General features: G+C 69.0%; 18 protein-coding genes, 1 tRNA gene and 1 pseudogene. 12 read left to right on the top strand and 8 right to left on the bottom strand.

All coding sequences use genetic code 11. The features are described 5' to 3' along the window. The 5 genes and pseudogenes from AAHG09_RS03755 to AAHG09_RS03775 all read left to right on the top strand — a co-directional run. Positions 1-193 (top strand): annotated as a pseudogene (locus AAHG09_RS03755) (polysaccharide biosynthesis/export family protein); the annotation flags it as partial. Between the two features lie 213 nt (positions 194-406). Beyond that, positions 407-676, top strand: a complete 270-nt coding sequence (gene rpsO / locus AAHG09_RS03760) for a 30S ribosomal protein S15 (protein ID WP_010685305.1) — start codon at positions 407-409, stop codon at positions 674-676. A 209-nt stretch (positions 677-885) separates the two neighbouring features. Further along, positions 886-3105, top strand: a complete 2220-nt coding sequence (gene pnp, locus AAHG09_RS03765) for a polyribonucleotide nucleotidyltransferase (protein WP_342105487.1) — start codon at positions 886-888, stop codon at positions 3103-3105. A gap of 378 nt (positions 3106-3483) precedes the next feature. Continuing rightward, positions 3484-3759: a hypothetical protein gene (locus tag AAHG09_RS03770; protein ID WP_342105489.1), complete on the top strand. Its 276-nt coding sequence runs from the start codon at positions 3484-3486 to the stop codon at positions 3757-3759. Beyond that, entirely contained in the window at positions 3759-4400 is a 642-nt protein-coding gene (locus AAHG09_RS03775; protein WP_342105491.1) for a Shedu anti-phage system protein SduA domain-containing protein, read from the top strand. The genes AAHG09_RS03770 and AAHG09_RS03775 overlap by 1 nt, the downstream gene beginning before the upstream one ends. 168 nt (positions 4401-4568) lie before the next feature. Here AAHG09_RS03775 and AAHG09_RS03780 read toward each other — a convergent pair whose 3' ends face one another. After that, positions 4569-6362, bottom strand: a complete 1794-nt coding sequence (locus AAHG09_RS03780; RefSeq protein WP_342105492.1) for an SWIM zinc finger family protein — start codon at positions 6360-6362, stop codon at positions 4569-4571. 83 nt (positions 6363-6445) lie between these two features. Between AAHG09_RS03780 and AAHG09_RS03785 the strand changes: the two genes are divergently transcribed. Next, positions 6446-6667 carry a YgaP-like transmembrane domain gene (locus AAHG09_RS03785; RefSeq protein ID WP_342105494.1) on the top strand — a complete coding sequence of 74 codons (222 nt, stop codon included), beginning with the start codon at positions 6446-6448 and terminating at the stop codon, positions 6665-6667. Between the two features lie 77 nt (positions 6668-6744). Here the strand turns inward: AAHG09_RS03785 and AAHG09_RS03790 are convergent, their stop codons facing one another. Then, entirely contained in the window at positions 6745-7008 is a 264-nt protein-coding gene (locus tag AAHG09_RS03790; RefSeq protein WP_342105495.1) for a GlsB/YeaQ/YmgE family stress response membrane protein, read from the bottom strand. Between the two features lie 181 nt (positions 7009-7189). On the opposite strand from AAHG09_RS03790, the gene AAHG09_RS03795 reads away from it, so the two are divergent. Together AAHG09_RS03795 and AAHG09_RS03800 are read left to right on the top strand one after the other, a co-directional pair. Further along, positions 7190-7546, top strand: a complete 357-nt coding sequence (locus AAHG09_RS03795) for a RidA family protein (RefSeq protein WP_244006939.1) — start codon at positions 7190-7192, stop codon at positions 7544-7546. A gap of 68 nt (positions 7547-7614) precedes the next feature. After that, a complete protein-coding gene (locus tag AAHG09_RS03800) occupies positions 7615-8658 on the top strand; it encodes a polyamine ABC transporter substrate-binding protein (protein WP_342106188.1) in 1044 nt (347 codons plus the stop codon). Between the two features lie 138 nt (positions 8659-8796). Here AAHG09_RS03800 and AAHG09_RS03805 read toward each other — a convergent pair whose 3' ends face one another. The 4 genes from AAHG09_RS03805 to AAHG09_RS03820 all read right to left on the bottom strand — a co-directional run bounded on the left by AAHG09_RS03805 (position 8797) and on the right by AAHG09_RS03820 (position 11984). After that, positions 8797-9210, bottom strand: a complete 414-nt coding sequence (locus tag AAHG09_RS03805) for a DUF3597 domain-containing protein (RefSeq protein WP_342105497.1) — start codon at positions 9208-9210, stop codon at positions 8797-8799. Positions 9211-9325: 115 nt separating this feature from the next. Then, complete coding sequence (locus AAHG09_RS03810) at positions 9326-9460, bottom strand: hypothetical protein (protein WP_342105498.1); 135 nt, start codon at positions 9458-9460, stop codon at positions 9326-9328. Between the two features lie 364 nt (positions 9461-9824). Then, a complete protein-coding gene (locus tag AAHG09_RS03815; protein WP_342105499.1) occupies positions 9825-10148 on the bottom strand; it encodes a hypothetical protein in 324 nt (107 codons plus the stop codon). A 27-nt stretch (positions 10149-10175) separates the two neighbouring features. Then, complete coding sequence (locus tag AAHG09_RS03820) at positions 10176-11984, bottom strand: DEAD/DEAH box helicase (RefSeq protein WP_412759997.1); 1809 nt, start codon at positions 11982-11984, stop codon at positions 10176-10178. A gap of 267 nt (positions 11985-12251) precedes the next feature. On the opposite strand from AAHG09_RS03820, the gene AAHG09_RS03825 reads away from it, so the two are divergent. Then, positions 12252-12335 (top strand) — tRNA-Tyr (locus AAHG09_RS03825). 17 nt (positions 12336-12352) lie between these two features. Here the strand turns inward: AAHG09_RS03825 and ruvC are convergent. Next, positions 12353-12976, bottom strand: a complete 624-nt coding sequence (gene ruvC / locus AAHG09_RS03830; protein ID WP_342106189.1) for a crossover junction endodeoxyribonuclease RuvC — start codon at positions 12974-12976, stop codon at positions 12353-12355. 102 nt (positions 12977-13078) lie between these two features. Between ruvC and AAHG09_RS03835 the strand changes: the two genes are divergently transcribed. Next, positions 13079-13651 carry a peroxidase-related enzyme gene (locus AAHG09_RS03835; protein WP_342105502.1) on the top strand — a complete coding sequence of 191 codons (573 nt, stop codon included), beginning with the start codon at positions 13079-13081 and terminating at the stop codon, positions 13649-13651. Between the two features lie 180 nt (positions 13652-13831). Here the strand turns inward: AAHG09_RS03835 and AAHG09_RS03840 are convergent, their stop codons facing one another. Continuing rightward, positions 13832-14152: a YnfA family protein gene (locus AAHG09_RS03840; protein ID WP_342105504.1), complete on the bottom strand. Its 321-nt coding sequence runs from the start codon at positions 14150-14152 to the stop codon at positions 13832-13834. Positions 14153-14251: 99 nt separating this feature from the next. Here AAHG09_RS03840 and AAHG09_RS03845 point away from each other — a divergent pair, with 99 nt between their 5' ends. Further along, positions 14252-15220: a tyrosine recombinase XerC gene (locus AAHG09_RS03845; protein ID WP_342105505.1), complete on the top strand. Its 969-nt coding sequence runs from the start codon at positions 14252-14254 to the stop codon at positions 15218-15220. Between the two features lie 154 nt (positions 15221-15374). After that, positions 15375-16232, top strand: coding sequence for a response regulator (locus AAHG09_RS03850; protein WP_342105506.1), 858 nt, complete (start codon positions 15375-15377; stop codon positions 16230-16232). Positions 16233-16242: the final 10 nt, after the last annotated feature.

Raw genomic sequence — 16242 nt, forward strand, 5'->3', positions numbered from 1 at the left:
GCCGGTGGTGTACCGGATCGACATGCGCGACCCGAACAGCCTGTTCGTGTCTCAGGCGTTCCGGATGCGCAACCGCGACCTCGTCTACGTGTCGAACGCGCCGTTCACCGAGGTCTCGAAGGTGCTGGCCGCCTTCAGTGGCGTCACCGGACCGCTCGCCTCCGCGGCCACGGCCTACGCCTACGCGAAGTAGGCTTCGCCGCCGGCACGGTACGCCCTGGGGCTGGCAATGCCCCCGGTTTCGTGTATGGATCGCGCGGCCTCGCCCCGGGTTTCCGGGCGGGGCTTGAGCCGCTTGGCGCTGTGACCGTGCTGGACGACATCCCGGCACCGGCCGAACGCCGAGCCCGCGCGCGCGCCCGAGACGGGGCGCCGCATCCGATCCGCACAACCCGAAAGGCATGCGATGTCGATCACGGCAGAGCGCAAGACCGCGCTCATCAAGGAACACCGCAAGGACGCCAAGGACACCGGCTCCCCCGAGGTCCAGGTGGCGATCCTCACCGAGCGGATCACCAACCTCACCGGCCACTTCAAGACCCACGCCAAGGACAACCATTCCCGGCGCGGCCTCCTGAAGCTGGTCTCGCAGCGCCGCTCGCTGCTCGACTACGTCAAGCGCAAGGACGAGGCCCGCTACCGCGCCCTCATCGAGCGTCTCGGCATCCGCCGCTAAGGCGGTTTCGCGCGGTTCCGGGCCCGGTCCGGGGCCGCGTTTCACCATCTCGGGTTGTCGGAATGGGTCCGACCGCCCGGCAAGCGGGCCGCTTCGAGGCGTCGGCATCGGGGCAGGATCGCGAGGCACTTCATCGGGGAAGTGCCTCGCCGTCTTGCCCCCGGCGGCGCCGGGCTTGGGCCCGCCGCAGGCAAGGAAGAGATACAGGAATGTTCGACGTTCAACGCGAAGAGCTGATGTGGGGTGACCGCAAGCTCGTGCTCGAGACCGGCAAGGTCGCCCGGCAGGCCGACGGCGCCGTGCTGGCCACCTACGGCGAGACTTCGGTGCTGGCCACCGTGGTCGCCACGAAGGAGCCGAAGCCCGGCATCGACTTCATGCCGCTCACCGTGAACTATCAGGAGCGCGCCTACGCGGCCGGCCGCATCCCCGGCGGCTACTTCAAGCGCGAGGGCCGGCCCTCCGAGAAGGAGACCCTGGTCTCCCGCCTGATCGACCGCCCGATCCGCCCGCTCTTCATCGAGGGCTGGCGCAACGACACCCAGGTCGTCATCACCGTCCTGACCCATGACCTCGAGAACGATCCCGACATCGTGTCGATGGTCGCGGCCTCCGCGGCGCTGACCCTCTCGGGCGTGCCGTTCATGGGCCCGATCGGCGCCGCCCGCGTCGGCTACGTCAACGGCGGCTACCGGCTGAACCCGCCGGTCACCGAGACCAAGGAGGAATCCAGCCTCGACCTCGTCGTCGCCGGCACGCAGGACGCGGTGCTGATGGTCGAGTCGGAGGCGAAGGAGCTCTCCGAGGAGATCATGCTCGGCGCCGTGATGTTCGGCCACAAGCACTTCCAGCCGGTGATCGAGGCGATCATCCGCCTCGCCGAGAAGGCCGCCAAGGAGCCGCGCGACTTCAAGGCCCCCGAGAACGCCGACGTCGAGAAGGCGGTGCTGGAGGTCTGCGAGGCGGAGCTGCGCGCCGCCTACACCAAGACCGTCAAGCAGGAGCGCTACGCCGCCGTCGACGCCGTGAAGGCGAAGGTGATGGCCGCCCTCTGCCCCGAGGGCGCCGAGAAGTACCCGGCCGAGAAGGTCAAGGCCGCCTTCAAGGAGGCCCAGTCGAAGGTGGTCCGCTGGAACATCCTCGACAGCGGCGCCCGCATCGACGGCCGCGACGTGAAGACGGTCCGCTCGATCCTCTCCGAGGTCGGGGTGCTGCCCCGCGCCCACGGCTCGGCCCTGTTCACCCGCGGCGAGACCCAGGCGCTGGTCGTCGCCACCCTCGGCACCGGCGAGGACGAGCAGTTCATCGACGCGCTGGAAGGCACCTATAAGGAGCGCTTCCTGCTCCACTACAACTTCCCTCCCTATAGCGTCGGTGAGACCGGCCGGATGGGCTCCCCGGGCCGTCGCGAGATCGGCCACGGCAAGCTTGCCTGGCGGGCGATCCGCCCGGTCCTGCCGCCGGCCCACGAGTTCCCCTACACGATCCGCGTCGTGTCGGAGATCACGGAGTCGAACGGCTCGTCCTCGATGGCCTCGGTCTGCGGCGGCTCGCTGTCGCTGATGGATGCCGGCGTGCCGCTGCGCCGTCCGGTGGCGGGCATCGCCATGGGCCTCATCCTGGAAGGTGAGCGCTTCGCGGTCCTGTCCGACATCCTCGGCGACGAGGATCACCTCGGCGACATGGACTTCAAGGTGGCCGGCACGGACGAGGGCGTGACCTCGCTCCAGATGGACATCAAGATCGCCGGCATCACCGAGGAGATCATGAAGATCGCCCTCGCGCAGGCGAAGGAGGGTCGCACCCACATCCTGGCCGAGATGTCCAAAGCCCTGACGGCGGCCCGTCCGGAGCTCGGCGAGTACGCGCCGCGCATCGAGACGATGCAGATCCCGACCGACAAGATCCGCGACGTGATCGGCACCGGCGGCAAGGTGATCCGCGAGATCGTCGAGAAGACCGGCGCCAAGATCAACATCGAGGATACCGGCGTCGTGAAGATCGCCTCCTCGGACGGCAAGGCCATCAAGGCCGCCTACAACTGGATCCGCTCGATCGTGGCGGAGCCGGAGGTCGGCGTGATCTATGACGGCACGATCGTGAAGTGCATGGAGTTCGGCGCCTTCGTGAACTTCTTCGGCGCCAAGGACGGCCTCGTCCACATCTCGGAACTGGCCGCCAACCGCGTCGCCAAGGTGACGGACGTCGTCAAGGAAGGCGACAAGGTCAAGGTGAAGTTCCTCGGCCAGGACGACCGCGGCAAGATCCGCCTGTCCATGAAGGTGGTCGATCAGGCGACCGGCGAGGACATCACCGAGAAGGTGAAGGCCCAGCGGGACGCCGACCGGTCCGAGCGCGGCGACGAGCCACGCGAGCCCCGCGAGGGCGGCCGCCACCGCGGCGAGCGCCGCCGCGAGGCGGGCGAGTAAGCATCGGCACCACACCCGTGGGGGCTTCGGCCGGCGCGGGTTTTTGAGATGGGCGCGGTCCTCCGGGGCCGCGCCTTTTTTCGCGGGGCTTCACACAGCTCCCGCGCGTGGATCGAGCCGGCCAGCGTGGTCCTCCCGCCATCGCCTGCAGCGCCGCATAGCAGGCGTTGAAGCCGATCGGCTTGAGCCAGCAGAGAAGCGGGGCCGCGGACGAATGGCGGCCCGCTGCCCGACGGATTTTCGGCCGAGCTCGTTACCAACTTGCCGCGCCGCGTCAGACGATGCCGCGGTCGTCGGGCGCGCATTGTGGAGGCGATTGGACTGCGCCGCTCGCAGTGCCTATCTTCGTTTGCCCTACCCAGAGGCATGGAGTCGACGATGTCCACCGCTCCGCAACAGCAGACCGGCGCAGGCAGTCCACGCGTCTTCGTAAGCAATACAGCTACGAATATGGTCTCGTCGCTGCATCCATTCGATAAGAAAGAGGCGGACGCTGCGCTGGAGAAGATCCGATCAAGCGTTCTTGATCCATTGGCGGTCAAGAAGGTCGCTGGCGTCGAGAACGCTTTCGTCGCACGGGTGGACGATTTGCGCGTCCTCTTTAAGCGCGAGGGCGATTCGGTCGTCATCACGTCAATTGTTGCGCGGGACTGATGGCGAAGTCGCATTTCGATAGCCATGTCTTTAATTTGGCAGATGCGGAGATTGAACTCACCGAATTCAAGCGTCTTTTGGAAAGCAATGCAGATCTTGCTGAGCGTGATCAGGTTCTTGCAAATTTCAAAAGATGGCCCAATCTCTGCGCAATGATGGGTAAATTCAATAGTCGTCTTGGTACCGGTGATCTAATCAAGCGGGAGTTTCGAATTCTTCCTCACTTCCGGACCAATCTCACTGTCCGCCGTTCCGGCACCAGCAACATCTGCCTGATCGAGTTTGAGGGTGCCTCCGATCGACACATTTTCGAGGACAGCGACCGTGGCATGGATCCTTGGGCGCGGGCATTCGAGAAAGGGTTTAGTCAAGTTGTCGATTGGACCTGGGCTTTGGATCACTACCGCACGAACGTCGATTACGTCGACGCCTTCGGAAGTGATCGGCCCAATATCGTAGGCGTACTCGTGATCGGGCGCTCCACTTCGTTGTCGACCGCAGCGCGAAGGGATCGGTGGGCGTGGCGAGGACTGAAAGTCAAAGCCGATAGCTTTACGCTGACGCTGCAGACTTTTGATGAGCTTTATCGCGAACTTGAGCTATGGATCGGTCTTAAGAAGATGGATCGCACGATCTCTTGAAATCACGCGTGCGCGTGTGCCCAACTCTATAGGGGTGCCCTCGTCGTCTCCGAAAGCGGATGACAGACAACGAACCGATCACGTTTGACTCCGAGGCGAGATCGTATCGACCCAAGTGACGAAGATCGGCTCGCTCAGCCAGCTCAAGACCCGAGCGCCCCCGCCGCCTCACCCGCCCGCCCGCAGCGCCTCCAGCATCGGCCGCAGCTTGTGCTTGCGCTTGTGGGTCGCGATCAGATCCTCGATCCGGCGGATCCAGTCCTCGAAGCGGCCGGCGGCGTCGTAGGCCCGTGCGGCGCAGCCGAGCCAGTCCGCGGCCTCCGCGTATTGGCCTGCCGAACCGGCATCCATGATCCCTGCCGCGTGGCGCTCCGCCAGCGCGATCACCCAATCCGGATGGCTGGCATGGGCGGCCTCGGCGAGCTGCCGCAGCACGGCCGTGTTGGTGTCCGGCCCGGCGGCGGCTACGGCTTCAGCGATCAGCCCCTCGTCGAGCAGGATCGCGACGCGGTCATGGGCGTGCTTGGCCTTGCCCAGGACGGCCAGGAGTTCGGTGCGCAGGGACGGCCACGCTGCGCCGGAGGCGGTCTTCGCGGCGTGGAAATCGGCTCGCGAGAGCGTCGCCGCGAAGGCCATGCGGGCCGCCCGCACGGCGAGGTCGCCCCGGGCCTTGTCCCGCAGCCAGCGCGCCAGGTGCGCCACCGTGTGGCCCGGATGCCGGATGTCGAGCGCGTCGCCCTTCGCGTCCGGCCCCCCGAGGTCCAGGCCGGCTTCGGCCACGGCCAGCGCCTCTTTGCACCGGCCCGCCGCGTCGAGCGCCTGCGCGAGGTCGAGCGCCTCGGCCGGCTTCGAGAAGGTGGCCCTGGCATGCGCCACCGCCTCCGCGACCCGCCCGAGCCGCACGAGCTTCTCGGCATAGCGCGTCTGCGCGGCTACGGCGCGGGCGAGGTTCATATAGGCCTCGTCCCGGCCGCTGCCGTCGAGCACCCGCAGCATCACCTCGGTGAGCGCACGGCTCTCGAAATTGTCCTTCGGCGGCCAGGGGCCGGGTCCTCCGTCGAGGACGGCCTTCAGGGCGGGATCGTCCCAATCGGTCTCCAGTGCCAGGATCGCCACCTCGAAGCCTTGGGGGCCGTAATCGAAGATCCGCTCCTGCCAATCCGTCAGCGTCTCGCGCAGACGCTCACGTTCCTGCGCGTCGAGGTCGCTCACCAGCGCGGCCTCGGCCATCATGCGCCCGAGATCCTCGAACAGCAGGTAGGTCTCTTCGTCGTGCTCGTAGAGATAGTCGAGCCAATCCTCGACCAGCGGTTTGGCCACCGCCTCCAGGATCCGCAGGGCGTTGCGGCCGTCGCCGGCTTCGAGGAACGGCACCGCCTTCTCGACCAGGGCGTGCAGTTCCGCTTCGTTGCCCCGGGGCTGGTAGCCATCCCAATAATCGCGCCTGCGCTCCCGCTGCGCGATCAGGCTGCGGGCCCGGGCCGCCAGAGGCGCTGGGTCGATCGTGGCACCATCGGGAGCCGCCTGGGGCGCGATGGTGCATTCCAGCTCGATCCACTCGACCAGATCCGGATCGAGCGCTGCGCGACGCAGGATCAGGTCGGTCAGCGCGTCCCGGTCGAGGGCTTCGAGGCGCTTCGCGAGCGGAGGCCGCTCTTCGAGCGCTTTGCCTGCCTCGGCCGCGGCCAGGAGGGTCGCGACGACATGCTTGCAGGCGCCGTCCCACTCGTACGGGCAGGTGCAGGTACTCGATTCGACTTGGCCGTCCGCGATCCGGATCGTGACCCGGTAGGGCTCGACATCGCTGCCGGCCACCGCCGCGCTGATCGTGTCGCCCCGGGCCACGAGGTCCGACACGGCGCCATCATCGCAATAGGCGCGGCCGCGTTCGAACACCGCGGGTTCGGTCAGCGCACGGATCGCGGCCTCATCGGGCAGTTTGCGTGATCGCTTCCGCGGCATCCGCGACCTCCGGTTCGAGCCGGGGCGGGAACGCGCTTCGCTGGTCCGCGTTCGCCCGGCGACGACACACCAAGGATTCTTCCATGGCCAACGACATGATGCACGACATCTTCAGCGGGCACACGAACCTGTCCACCACGGAGCGCGCCGTCTCGGTGGCGCTCGGCCTCGGCATCGCCGCCGCGGCCGCGCAGCCCCGGCCCAACAAGCTCCTGAGCCTGCTGGCCCTCGTCGTCGGCGTTGGATTGGCGGTGCGCGGCGCCACCGGCCATTGCGCCGTGAAGGCGGCCTCGGAGCACCTCTGAGCCCGCAGGCTGATCGAGCGCAAAAGAAAGGGGCGCCCCGCGGGGCGCCCCTCGTCGTTTCCGGCCTGTGGGACCGGTCAGTAGGTGGTGGTGCGACGGCCGGCGATCATGCCGTAGATGAACAGCACCACGACGGCGCCCACGATGGCGCCGATGAAGCCCGCGCCCTGGTTGGGGCCGTACCAGCCGATCGCCTGGCCCAGGAAGGTCGCCACGAAGGCGCCGACGATGCCGAGGATCGTGGTCAGGATGAAGCCGGCCGGCTCATTCGGGCCCGGCATGAGGAACTTGGCGATGACGCCGGCGAGGAACCCGATGATGATGGTCCAGAGGATACCCATGACAAACCCCAGTGCCTGATGGTCGATGCCGGCAGAACGCGCCGCGGCCCGCGACGGTTGCCCGCAGCCTGCGACAAGACGACAAATTTCCTCCGCTTCCCGCGATGCGCGAACGCGCCGCCCTTTACGGACGCCCGGCCGGGGCGGCAGATACGCCGGTTCTGAAGGATCGGAGACGGGCATGGATATTCAGCGGATCGAGCCGGGCAAGCGCATGGCGCAGGCCGTGACCTTCGGCGACATGGTCTACCTCGCCGGGCAGGTCGCGTCCGACACGGTCGGGACCGGGGTGACGATCCAGACGCAGCAGATCCTGTCGGAGATCGACCGGCTGCTGGCCGCCGCCGGCAGCGACAAGGCGCGCATCCTCTCGGCGACCGTCTACCTCGCCGACATCGCGACCTTCGCGGAGATGAACGCCGCCTGGGATGCCTGGGTCTCCCCGGAGAACCCGCCGGCCCGCGCCACCGTCGAGGCCAAGCTCGCCGCCCCCGAATATCTGGTCGAGATCGTGGTCGTGGCCGCGAGGAGCCGGTGAGCGGCCCCCGCCGCAGCGTTCTGGCGGTCGCCGCCCTCGCCGCCCTGGCGGCGCTGGGCTCGGCCGCGATGCCCCGGGCCGCCGAGGAGCGGGTGCTCAATATCTACAACTGGTCGGACTATATCGACCCGCAGGTGCTCGAAGCCTTCACCCGGGAGACCGGGATCAAGGTCGTCTACGACACCTACGACAACAACGAGATCCTGGAGACCAAGCTGCTCGCCGGCCGGTCCGGCTACGACCTCGTCGTGCCCTCCGGGCCCTACCTGCAGCGGCTGATCCGGGCCGGTGCCTTCCTGCCGCTCGACAAGTCTAAGTTGAAGAACCTCGGCAATCTCTGGCCGGAGGTCACGAGCCGGCTCGCCGCCTACGATCCCGGCAACACCTACGCGGTCGACTACATGTGGGGCACCACCGGGATCGGCTACAACGTCGCCGCCGTCCGCGAGCGCCTGGGCGCCAACGCCGCCGTGAACTCGTGGAATCTCGTGCTCAACCCCGCCTCCGCCAACAGGCTCAAGGATTGCGGGATCATGATGCTCGACAGTCCCGAGGACCTGATCCCGAGCATGCTGCCGGCCTTCGGCGCCAAGGCGGATTCCAAGCGCTGGGACGACATGACCCTGGTGACCGACGCCCTCTACAAGGTGCGCGGCACCGTGCGGAAATTCCACTCGTCGGAATACATCCAGGCGCTCGCCAACGGCGATATCTGCGTGGCGGTGGGCTATTCCGGCGACGTGATGCAGGCCAAGCGCCGGGCCGACGAGGCCAAGAACGGGATCGACATCGCCTATGTGGTGCCGAAGGAAGGCGCACTGATGTGGTTCGACACCTTCGCGATCCCGAAGGATGCCGCCCACCCGGCCGAGGCGCTCGCCTTCATCGACTACATGATGCGGCCCGAGGTGGCGGCGGCCAACACCAACTTCGTCTCGTACGCCAGCGGCAATCTCGCGGCGAAGCGGTACGTGAAGCCCGAGATCCTGAACAATCCCGGCATATACCCGGACGAGGCGACGATGCAGCGCCTCTCGACCAACACCGCCTGGGACGACCGTACGCAGCGCTTCGTCACGCGGCTCTGGACCCGGGTTCGGACCGGGCGCTGAGCGGGGAGCCGGCGCGCCGGCTCCCCTGTCCGGATCCTGGATCCGTGCCCGATCGCGTTGCAATCGCGCGCGGCTCTCAGGTCTTGTTGTGATGCGCTCTGTTGCGCCGAACCGGCATCCACTTCGCCGGGGAGCGCTCTAGTGCTTCAGGTCGTCCGGCACCTTGCCGCCGTTCTCGGCGAGCTTCTGCATCACCTGCTTGTGCAGCCAGATGTTCATCGTGGCCGAGTCGTCCTTGTCGCCGCTGTAGTGCAACTCGTCGGCGAGCTGCTTGCGCGAGGCGAGGCCGGAATCGAGGCCAAGCAGCTTCATCAGGTCGACGATGGAGTGGCGCCAATCGAGCTTCTGCGAGTTCTTCTCGGCGAGGCCGGTGAGGACCGCCTCGACGTCCACGGGCTCGCTGCCGCCCGCCGTGCCGGGGGCCGAAGGGGTGGACGGGGTGCTGGTGCCGGCCGGACCGCCCGAGCCGGCCGTGGGCGCCGGTGCGGCATCCGCGGTCCCGCCGCCGAACGGGTGGAGGATCTTGCCGACGATGCTGCCGAGGAGGCTCATGAGTCCGCTCCGATAAATACGGCCCGGCCTGATGTGCCGGGCGGGCGTTTAACGGGTGGTTCCAGCCGGGCGTTCCGCGACTCGGACCCGCGACTCGAACTCCGCGGCCGGGATCTTAACCGTGGGCGTGATGGAGCGCGACGCCGAGCAGGCTCAGGCCGAGCACGAGACACACGCCGCTCCAGCGCTCCAGCGTGGCGGCGCGGGCGGGATCGTGGAGTGAAATACGGGCGAGGGCCACGCCGCTCATCAAACAAACCAAGCTCATCACGACGACCAGCGGTTTCCCCTGAATCCAAATCTCATCTGCGTAGCCATAATCAGTTTTCGCGCTTATGCGAGTCAAAAAATAACGTAGTCGATCTATGTTAGCGCAATTTCCGGCGCATGACGATGGGAACGTGTTTTGATATCAGAAAACATAATCTGAAGTTGTGGCGCGAAGAGGCCGATAAAAGTGAAATTCCTGTCACGATACGGGTCGATCTGCCGAACTCGAAACTAATTCGTTGTCCAATCGACAGCTCTTCAGATGCTCATGATTGACGGTCATGCGCATGGGGGCCGCCAGGAACGGCAGCCGGCCGCATTTCGATCCTTCACAAAGCCGGGATCTAGAGCCTGTCGTGCAGAGCCGTGACGATCGCGGCGTGTTCCGCCGCCAAGGTCCCGCGCGGTTCCTCGTGGCCGGCGCGATCGTACCAGTAGCGCGCGTTGGCCGCGTCGCCCTCGATGCGGTGGAGATGGGCGTGGACCCAGGCCGCAGCACGGCCCGGGTCCGCCTGCACGAGGGCGTGCGCCCGGTCCCAGCCGGTCGAGCCCGGTCGGGAGGGTTCCCGCGCCAGCCACCAGAGCGCCGCGAGCGGGGCCGGCCATGCCGTCGGCGGCGCGGCTGCGGTCAGAGTCGTCGTGAAGGCGGCAGGCAGGTTCTCGGTCACGGCGCTCTCCTCGCGTCCTGCGGCGGGTCAGCGTCGTGCGGCGCGCTCCGGCGGCCAGCGGCCCCGACGCTGGCGGGCGGACCACGCGTAGCGGGCATCGCCGTCGAGGCAGTCGAGATGGTCCGACAGGCGGTTGCGTTCAAGCCAGCCGAGCGCCGCCTCCAGCTCGGGCAGCGTCATGGTCGCGCGGCCCTTGCCGAGCACGCGCTTGAGCACGGCGTTGTAGCGGTGCGCGAGGTTGCCGCCGCGGGGCACCCGCAGGGAGGCCTCGTCCTCCACTGCCTGGGCGGCGACCACCGTCGCGAGCCGTTGGCGTAGCGTTCGCTCGGTGACCGAGGGCGGTTCGAGAGCCGGCGCTGCCGGGGCGGGCTCGGCGAGGCGCGGACGCAACAGGGCGTAGCGCAGGCCGATCGCGTTGCTCTCCAGCGGCGTGATCCCGGCGGGCTCGTCCTCGTCGCGCCACCGGGTCCGCTCGGGCACGACCGCGCTGACCGGCCGCTCCCGCCGGGGCCGGATGCTGCTGCCCTGCTCGGTCTCCAGTTCCAGGCGGAACCGGGCGAAGAGCGGGTCGTCGGGGTGGAAGACCAGCGCCTGCTGGGCGTCGTAGGCGCCGGCATGGGGATCGACCCGGGTGGCCCGGGCCAGCATCTGCTCCAGCCAGGGGCGCGAGCGGATATGGGTGAGGGCCGCCACCACGGCGACTTCGGGGGCGTCGAGCCCCTCGTAGGCCATCGCCACCGTCACGAGGATCGCGGGCTCCGGCGTCAGGCGGAAGGCGGCCAGCGCCGCGTGGGCGTCGCCCTGGCCGGAGGTGGCGATCCGCACGTCGCGCATCCCCTGCCCCGCCGGCATCCAGCCCCGGAGGGTTTCGAGATAGGTGCGGGCGCTCGCCTGGTCGGGCGCCACCACGAGGAGCTTGCCGAGGCCCCGCACCGCCTCGCCGGCCGACAGGCAGCGCTCGGCCCGGCGGCGGGCACGCAGGCGCTTCGTGGCGTGGAACGCCTCGCTCAGGAGATCCCGGGCGAAGCCGGTGCGCAGGGCGGTGAACAGGGCCGGCCGGGTGGTGACGCGGACGGATCCCGCGCCCAGGCGGTGCGGCCCGACCCGGGGGCTGTCGCCGGCGATCCGGCCGCCTTCGAGCCAGCTCGCCTCGCCGTCGATCGCCCCGAAGGTCACCGGCAGCACCGCCCGCTCGGCCAGCGCCTGCGCCCGGGAATAGCCGATCACCGCGAGGCCCGGGGCGTCGAGGTCGAGCTCGGGCCCGCGCCCCGGCGCCGGGGGCTGGTAGGGCAGGCCGAGGATGCGCTTGCCGTCGGCCCGCTCCAGCGTGCCGGACAGGTACAGCCGGTATGCGGACGCCTCCATCACGGGGAGCATGGCCCGCGACCACGCTCCGGCCTCCGCGTCTTCGGCACCGGTCTCGTCGGCCCCCGGCCGGCCGGGGGCCGGCAGATGGTGGACCTCGTCGATCACCAGCAGGGTGCGGTGCGCGAGCGCCTCGGCGTGATGGAGGGTCGGGGCGGCGGCGACCGCCTGGTAGGTGGTGATGTAGCCGGAGAGCCCCCGAGCGGGGTCGCGCTCGTTGTCGGCGGCGCGCACGCTCAGCGCATGCCCGAAGGCCGCCCGCCAGAGGGGATCGGCAAACGCCTCCTCGGCCTGGAGGCGCAGGGAATCCCGCGGCACCACCCAGACCACGCGCTCGACCAGACCCGCCGCGATCAGCCCATGGGCGGCGATCACCGGCAGGAGCGACTTGCCGCCGCCGGGCGTCACCGCCGCCAGGATGTCGCGGATAGGGCCCGCCTCCCCGCTCGCCATGGCGGCCACCAGGGCCATCAGCGTGCGCTGGTGCGACCGCAGGGACGGGGTGGGACGGGTCAAGGGCCGGCGACGCAGGGCGACATCTGCCCACCGTGGCCGATCGCGATTCCTTTGTGAATCCCTCCCGTCGCGGAACGTTCGCGTTTTCTTCCGGATGCCCGGTCCGGTCCCGTGTCCGCGAAGCGGCTTCGCACAGCCCGGTGCCGGATCGGCGCACGAGAGACGTTGACACCCGGCCCACCCCTCACCATAAGGGCGCCGCGGGCGAAAAAAGCCCGCCTTGGGGGAATGTCCCGAGCGGCAAAGGGGGCGGACTGTAAATCCGCTGCGTAAGCTTCGTAGGTTCGAGTCCTACTTCCCCCACCAAGTCCTTCCCGATCCCGTCAGCCTTGTTTCGCCAGCGCCGCCTCGATGCGCGCGGCGGCGGCGGCGGAAAACCCCTTCCCTTCAAGCCCCTGCCCTGCGGCCGCCTGGCCCGTGAGGCTGCGGCGCTTGCCCGCCGGCAGATGCGCCTTGCGCAGCGCATGCGAATCCCGGTGGCTCGCATGGGTGATCGCGATGGCGAGCGCGTCCGCGGCATCGGCCACGCGGAACTCGGCCTTCGGCAGCAGGAAGCGCACCATCGCCTGAATCTGCACTTTCTCGGCGTGGCCGGAGCCCGCCACGGTCTTCTTGATCAGGTTGGCGGCGTATTCGAAAACCGGCAGCCCGGCGAGGGCCGGCACCACCAGCGCCATGGCGCGGGCGTGACCGAGCTTCAGCGTCGCCTGCGCGTCCTTGTTGACGAAGGTCTCCTCCACGGCGACCTCGTCGGGCTGCTGGCCCTCGACGATGCGCCCGATCCCCTCGAACAGCTCACGCAGGCGCAGCGCCAGGGGCAGGTCGCCGTCCGAGGTGACGACCCCGCAGGCGCCGTAGGTGAGCTTGGTGCCCTGCGCGGTGATCAGGCCCCAGCCGGTGCGGCGGAGCCCGGGATCGATCCCGAGGATGCGGACGGGGCTGGTCATGATGCTCCACAGGTCGACGAACAGCTCGACGCATAGCCCGAGGCTGCCGTACGTATCGTGAACGCTTGGTTTCATCCAAATGCGTCGCTTGCGAGGACGATCATGAGCACGGACGCCCCGATCAGCCGCTTCCCGGTGCCAGAGCTCTCCGACCTTCCGGAAGATCTGCGGACGCGCATCGCCCTGGTGCAGGAGAAGGCGGGCTTCGTGCCCAACGTCTTCCTGGCGCTGGCCCACCGCCCGGAGGAGTTCCGCGCCTTCCTGGCCTATCACGACGCGCTGATGGACCGGCCCGGCGGCCTGACCAAGGCCGAGCGCGAGATGATCGTGGTGGCGACCAGCGCGGCGAACGACTGCCTCTACTGCGTCGTCGCCCACGGGGCGATCCTGCGGGTCCGGGCGAAGAACCCGCAGATCGCCGACCAGGTCGCGGTGAACTACGCCAAGGCCGACATCACCCCGCGCCAGCGCGCCATGCTGGATTTCGCCGTGAAGGTCGCGACCCGGTCCCAGGCCGTCGGGGCGGAGGATCACGCGACGCTGGCGGCACAGGGGTTCAGCCCGGACGACATCTGGGACATCGCCTCCATCACCGCCCTCTTCGCCCTGTCGAACCGGATCGCCAGCGTGGCGGACCTGCGCCCGAACGACGAATTCTACGCGATGGGCCGGTGAGCCAGAGGCCGTTCGCCGGGTGCAGACCGTCCGTCACGCAAGTCATGCACGCAAGTCATGGTTTCGAAAGGGCGAGCCCTTTCGCGGGTCCAGGGCGTAGCCTTGGAGGTTCAGGGCTTCGCCCTGACAACCCACCCAAGGGCTCGCCCTTTGGAAACCCGGACTCGATCGAATAGGCTCTCACGGCCGGCGGCCGAGCAGGATGATCGCCGTGCCGACGAGGCAGATTGCGCCCCCCGTGAGGTCCCAGCGGTCCGGCCGCTGGCCCTCGGCGAGCCACATCCAGAGGATCGAGGCGGCGATGTAGACGCCGCCATAAGCCGCGAAGGCCCGCCCCGCCGCCGGGCTGTCCACTAGGGTGAGCAGGCCGGCGAACAGCGCGAGCGAGGCGAAACCCGGCAGTATCCACAGGGGTGAACGCCCGAGCCGAAGCCAGGACCAGAACGCGAAGCATCCGGCGATCTCCGCGAGGGCGGCGCCGGCATAGGCGAGGAGGGTCATGGATGAGGCTTGGCATGGCGCCTCGCACGAGGCGAGGTGCGGGCCTGAACGGCGGCCCGCGTTAAGTCTCCGGCAAGGCTGATCCGGTCGATTGGCACCATGAGCGCATCCGAGACCGCCGACGACCTCCTGCTGTTCCCCGGCGACGCGCGGTTGCGCGCCGTGGTCCTGGCCTGGCTCGACGGGCTGGCGCGCGAGCGGCGCATGGCGCCCAACACCGTCGAGGCCTATGGGCGCGACCTGCGTCAGTTCCTCCAGCACCTTGCGGGGCGGCTGGGCACGCCGACCATCCCGATGCTGGTCGCCCTGAAGGTGCGCGACATCCGCGCCTTCATGGCGGCGCGCCGGGCCGACGCGGTGTCCGGGCGCTCGCTGATGCGCATGCTGGCGGGCCTGCGCTCCTTCGCGCGCTTCCTGGAGCGTGAGGGCCACGGGACCGTCTCGGCGCTCGGCGGCGTGCGCTCGCCGAAGGTCCCGCGGCGGCTGCCCCGGCCCCTGCCGGTCTCCGCCGCGGTGGCGCTCACCGATACGGGGATCCGCGCCGGCGAGGAGCGCGAGCCCTGGGTGCTCGCCCGGGATGCCGCCGTCCTGGCCCTGCTCTATGGCGCCGGCCTGCGCATCTCCGAGGCCCTGGGCCTCACCCGCCGCGACGCCCCGCTGCCGGGCGTCGATCAGGTCACCGTGCTGGGCAAGGGCGGCAAGGAGCGCATGGTGCCGATCCTGCCGGTCGTCGCCCAAGCGGTGGCCGATTACGTCGCCGCCTGTCCGCTGCCGCTGCCGCCGGAGGGGCCCCTGTTCGTCGGCGCCCGCGGCGGGCCGCTCTCGCCGCGGATCATCCAGTACACGGTCGCCCGCGCCCGGGGCGCCCTCGGCCTGCCGGAGAGCGCCACCCCCCACGCCCTGCGCCACTCCTTCGCGACGCATCTCCTGGCCCGTCAGGGCGAGCTGCGCGCGATCCAGGAACTGCTCGGCCACGCCTCGCTGTCGACCACGCAGCTCTACACCCAGGTCGATGCCGCCCGGCTGATGAGCGCCTATGCGGCCGCGCATCCCCGCGCCGGGCGCTGATCTCGATTGCTATCCGTACGTAATCGACGATCATTTCTAGCCAGAATGGTAAGTTCATCGGCTAGATCCGGTGAACATCAATTTTCTTTAAGGGCTTCGTCACCATCTGCGCTCACTTTGGCCGATACGTTATGGGTCGACGCGGACGGTCGTGATGGAGCTGGCGGAGGCGCGGACGCCCACACGGGTCGTGATCGCGGATTGTGACGCGGGCCGCCGGGCGGCCCTCCGTGACGTCGTCCAGCGCTTCGATCCCCGGGCTGTGGTCGACGAGGCGACCTCCGGCCAGGCTTTGTGCGACATCCTCCTTCGGCACCGCCCGGCCCTGGCCTTCGTCGGCGTCCAGCTGGAGGATCTCAGCGGGCCCGAGGCCGTCGCGGTGGCGCGGCGCGCGGGGGCCGAGCCGCCCTGCCTCGTCCTCGTCGCCAATCGGGTCCTCGCCCAGTGGCAGGAGATCGCCACGAGCCTCGGCGCCTACGAAGTGTTGAAGACGCCCCTCGACCCGAGCCATATCGAGCAGCTGCTCCACGCCAATGCCCGCCGCCGGGCGCCGACCCGGGCGCTGCTCGCCTGCTCGTCCCCGGCCGGGCGCTCGGCGATCAGCCGCGTCGTGGCCCGCAGCGGCTTCACGATCGAGCTCGACGAGACCGACGACGGCCGCCACGCCCTCAAGCAGCTGAAGTTCGCGGCTTACGACTTCGCCTTCATCGACGTGAAGCTTGCCGGCATCGACGGGCTCGAACTCGCCTGCCAGATCCAGCCCCTGAATCTGGCCACCCGCATCACCCTGCTGACCACCGCCGAACTGGAGCCGGTCGCCCAGGCGGGCCGCTATTTCGGCGTCGATGCGGTGCTGCGGATGCCGTTCTACGCCCGCGACATCGACCTCGCCCTGCACAACGCGCTGGGCCTGCGCCGGCCGTATCTGCTGAACGCCCTCACCGCCCCGCCGGCGCCGAGCGCGCTGCTGCGGATCGTCGACCTACCGAACCCCCGGCGCAAGATCGCCTGATCCTGGTTTC

Source organism: Methylobacterium guangdongense (assembly GCF_038442355.1).
Classification (GTDB): domain Bacteria; phylum Pseudomonadota; class Alphaproteobacteria; order Rhizobiales; family Beijerinckiaceae; genus Methylobacterium; species Methylobacterium guangdongense.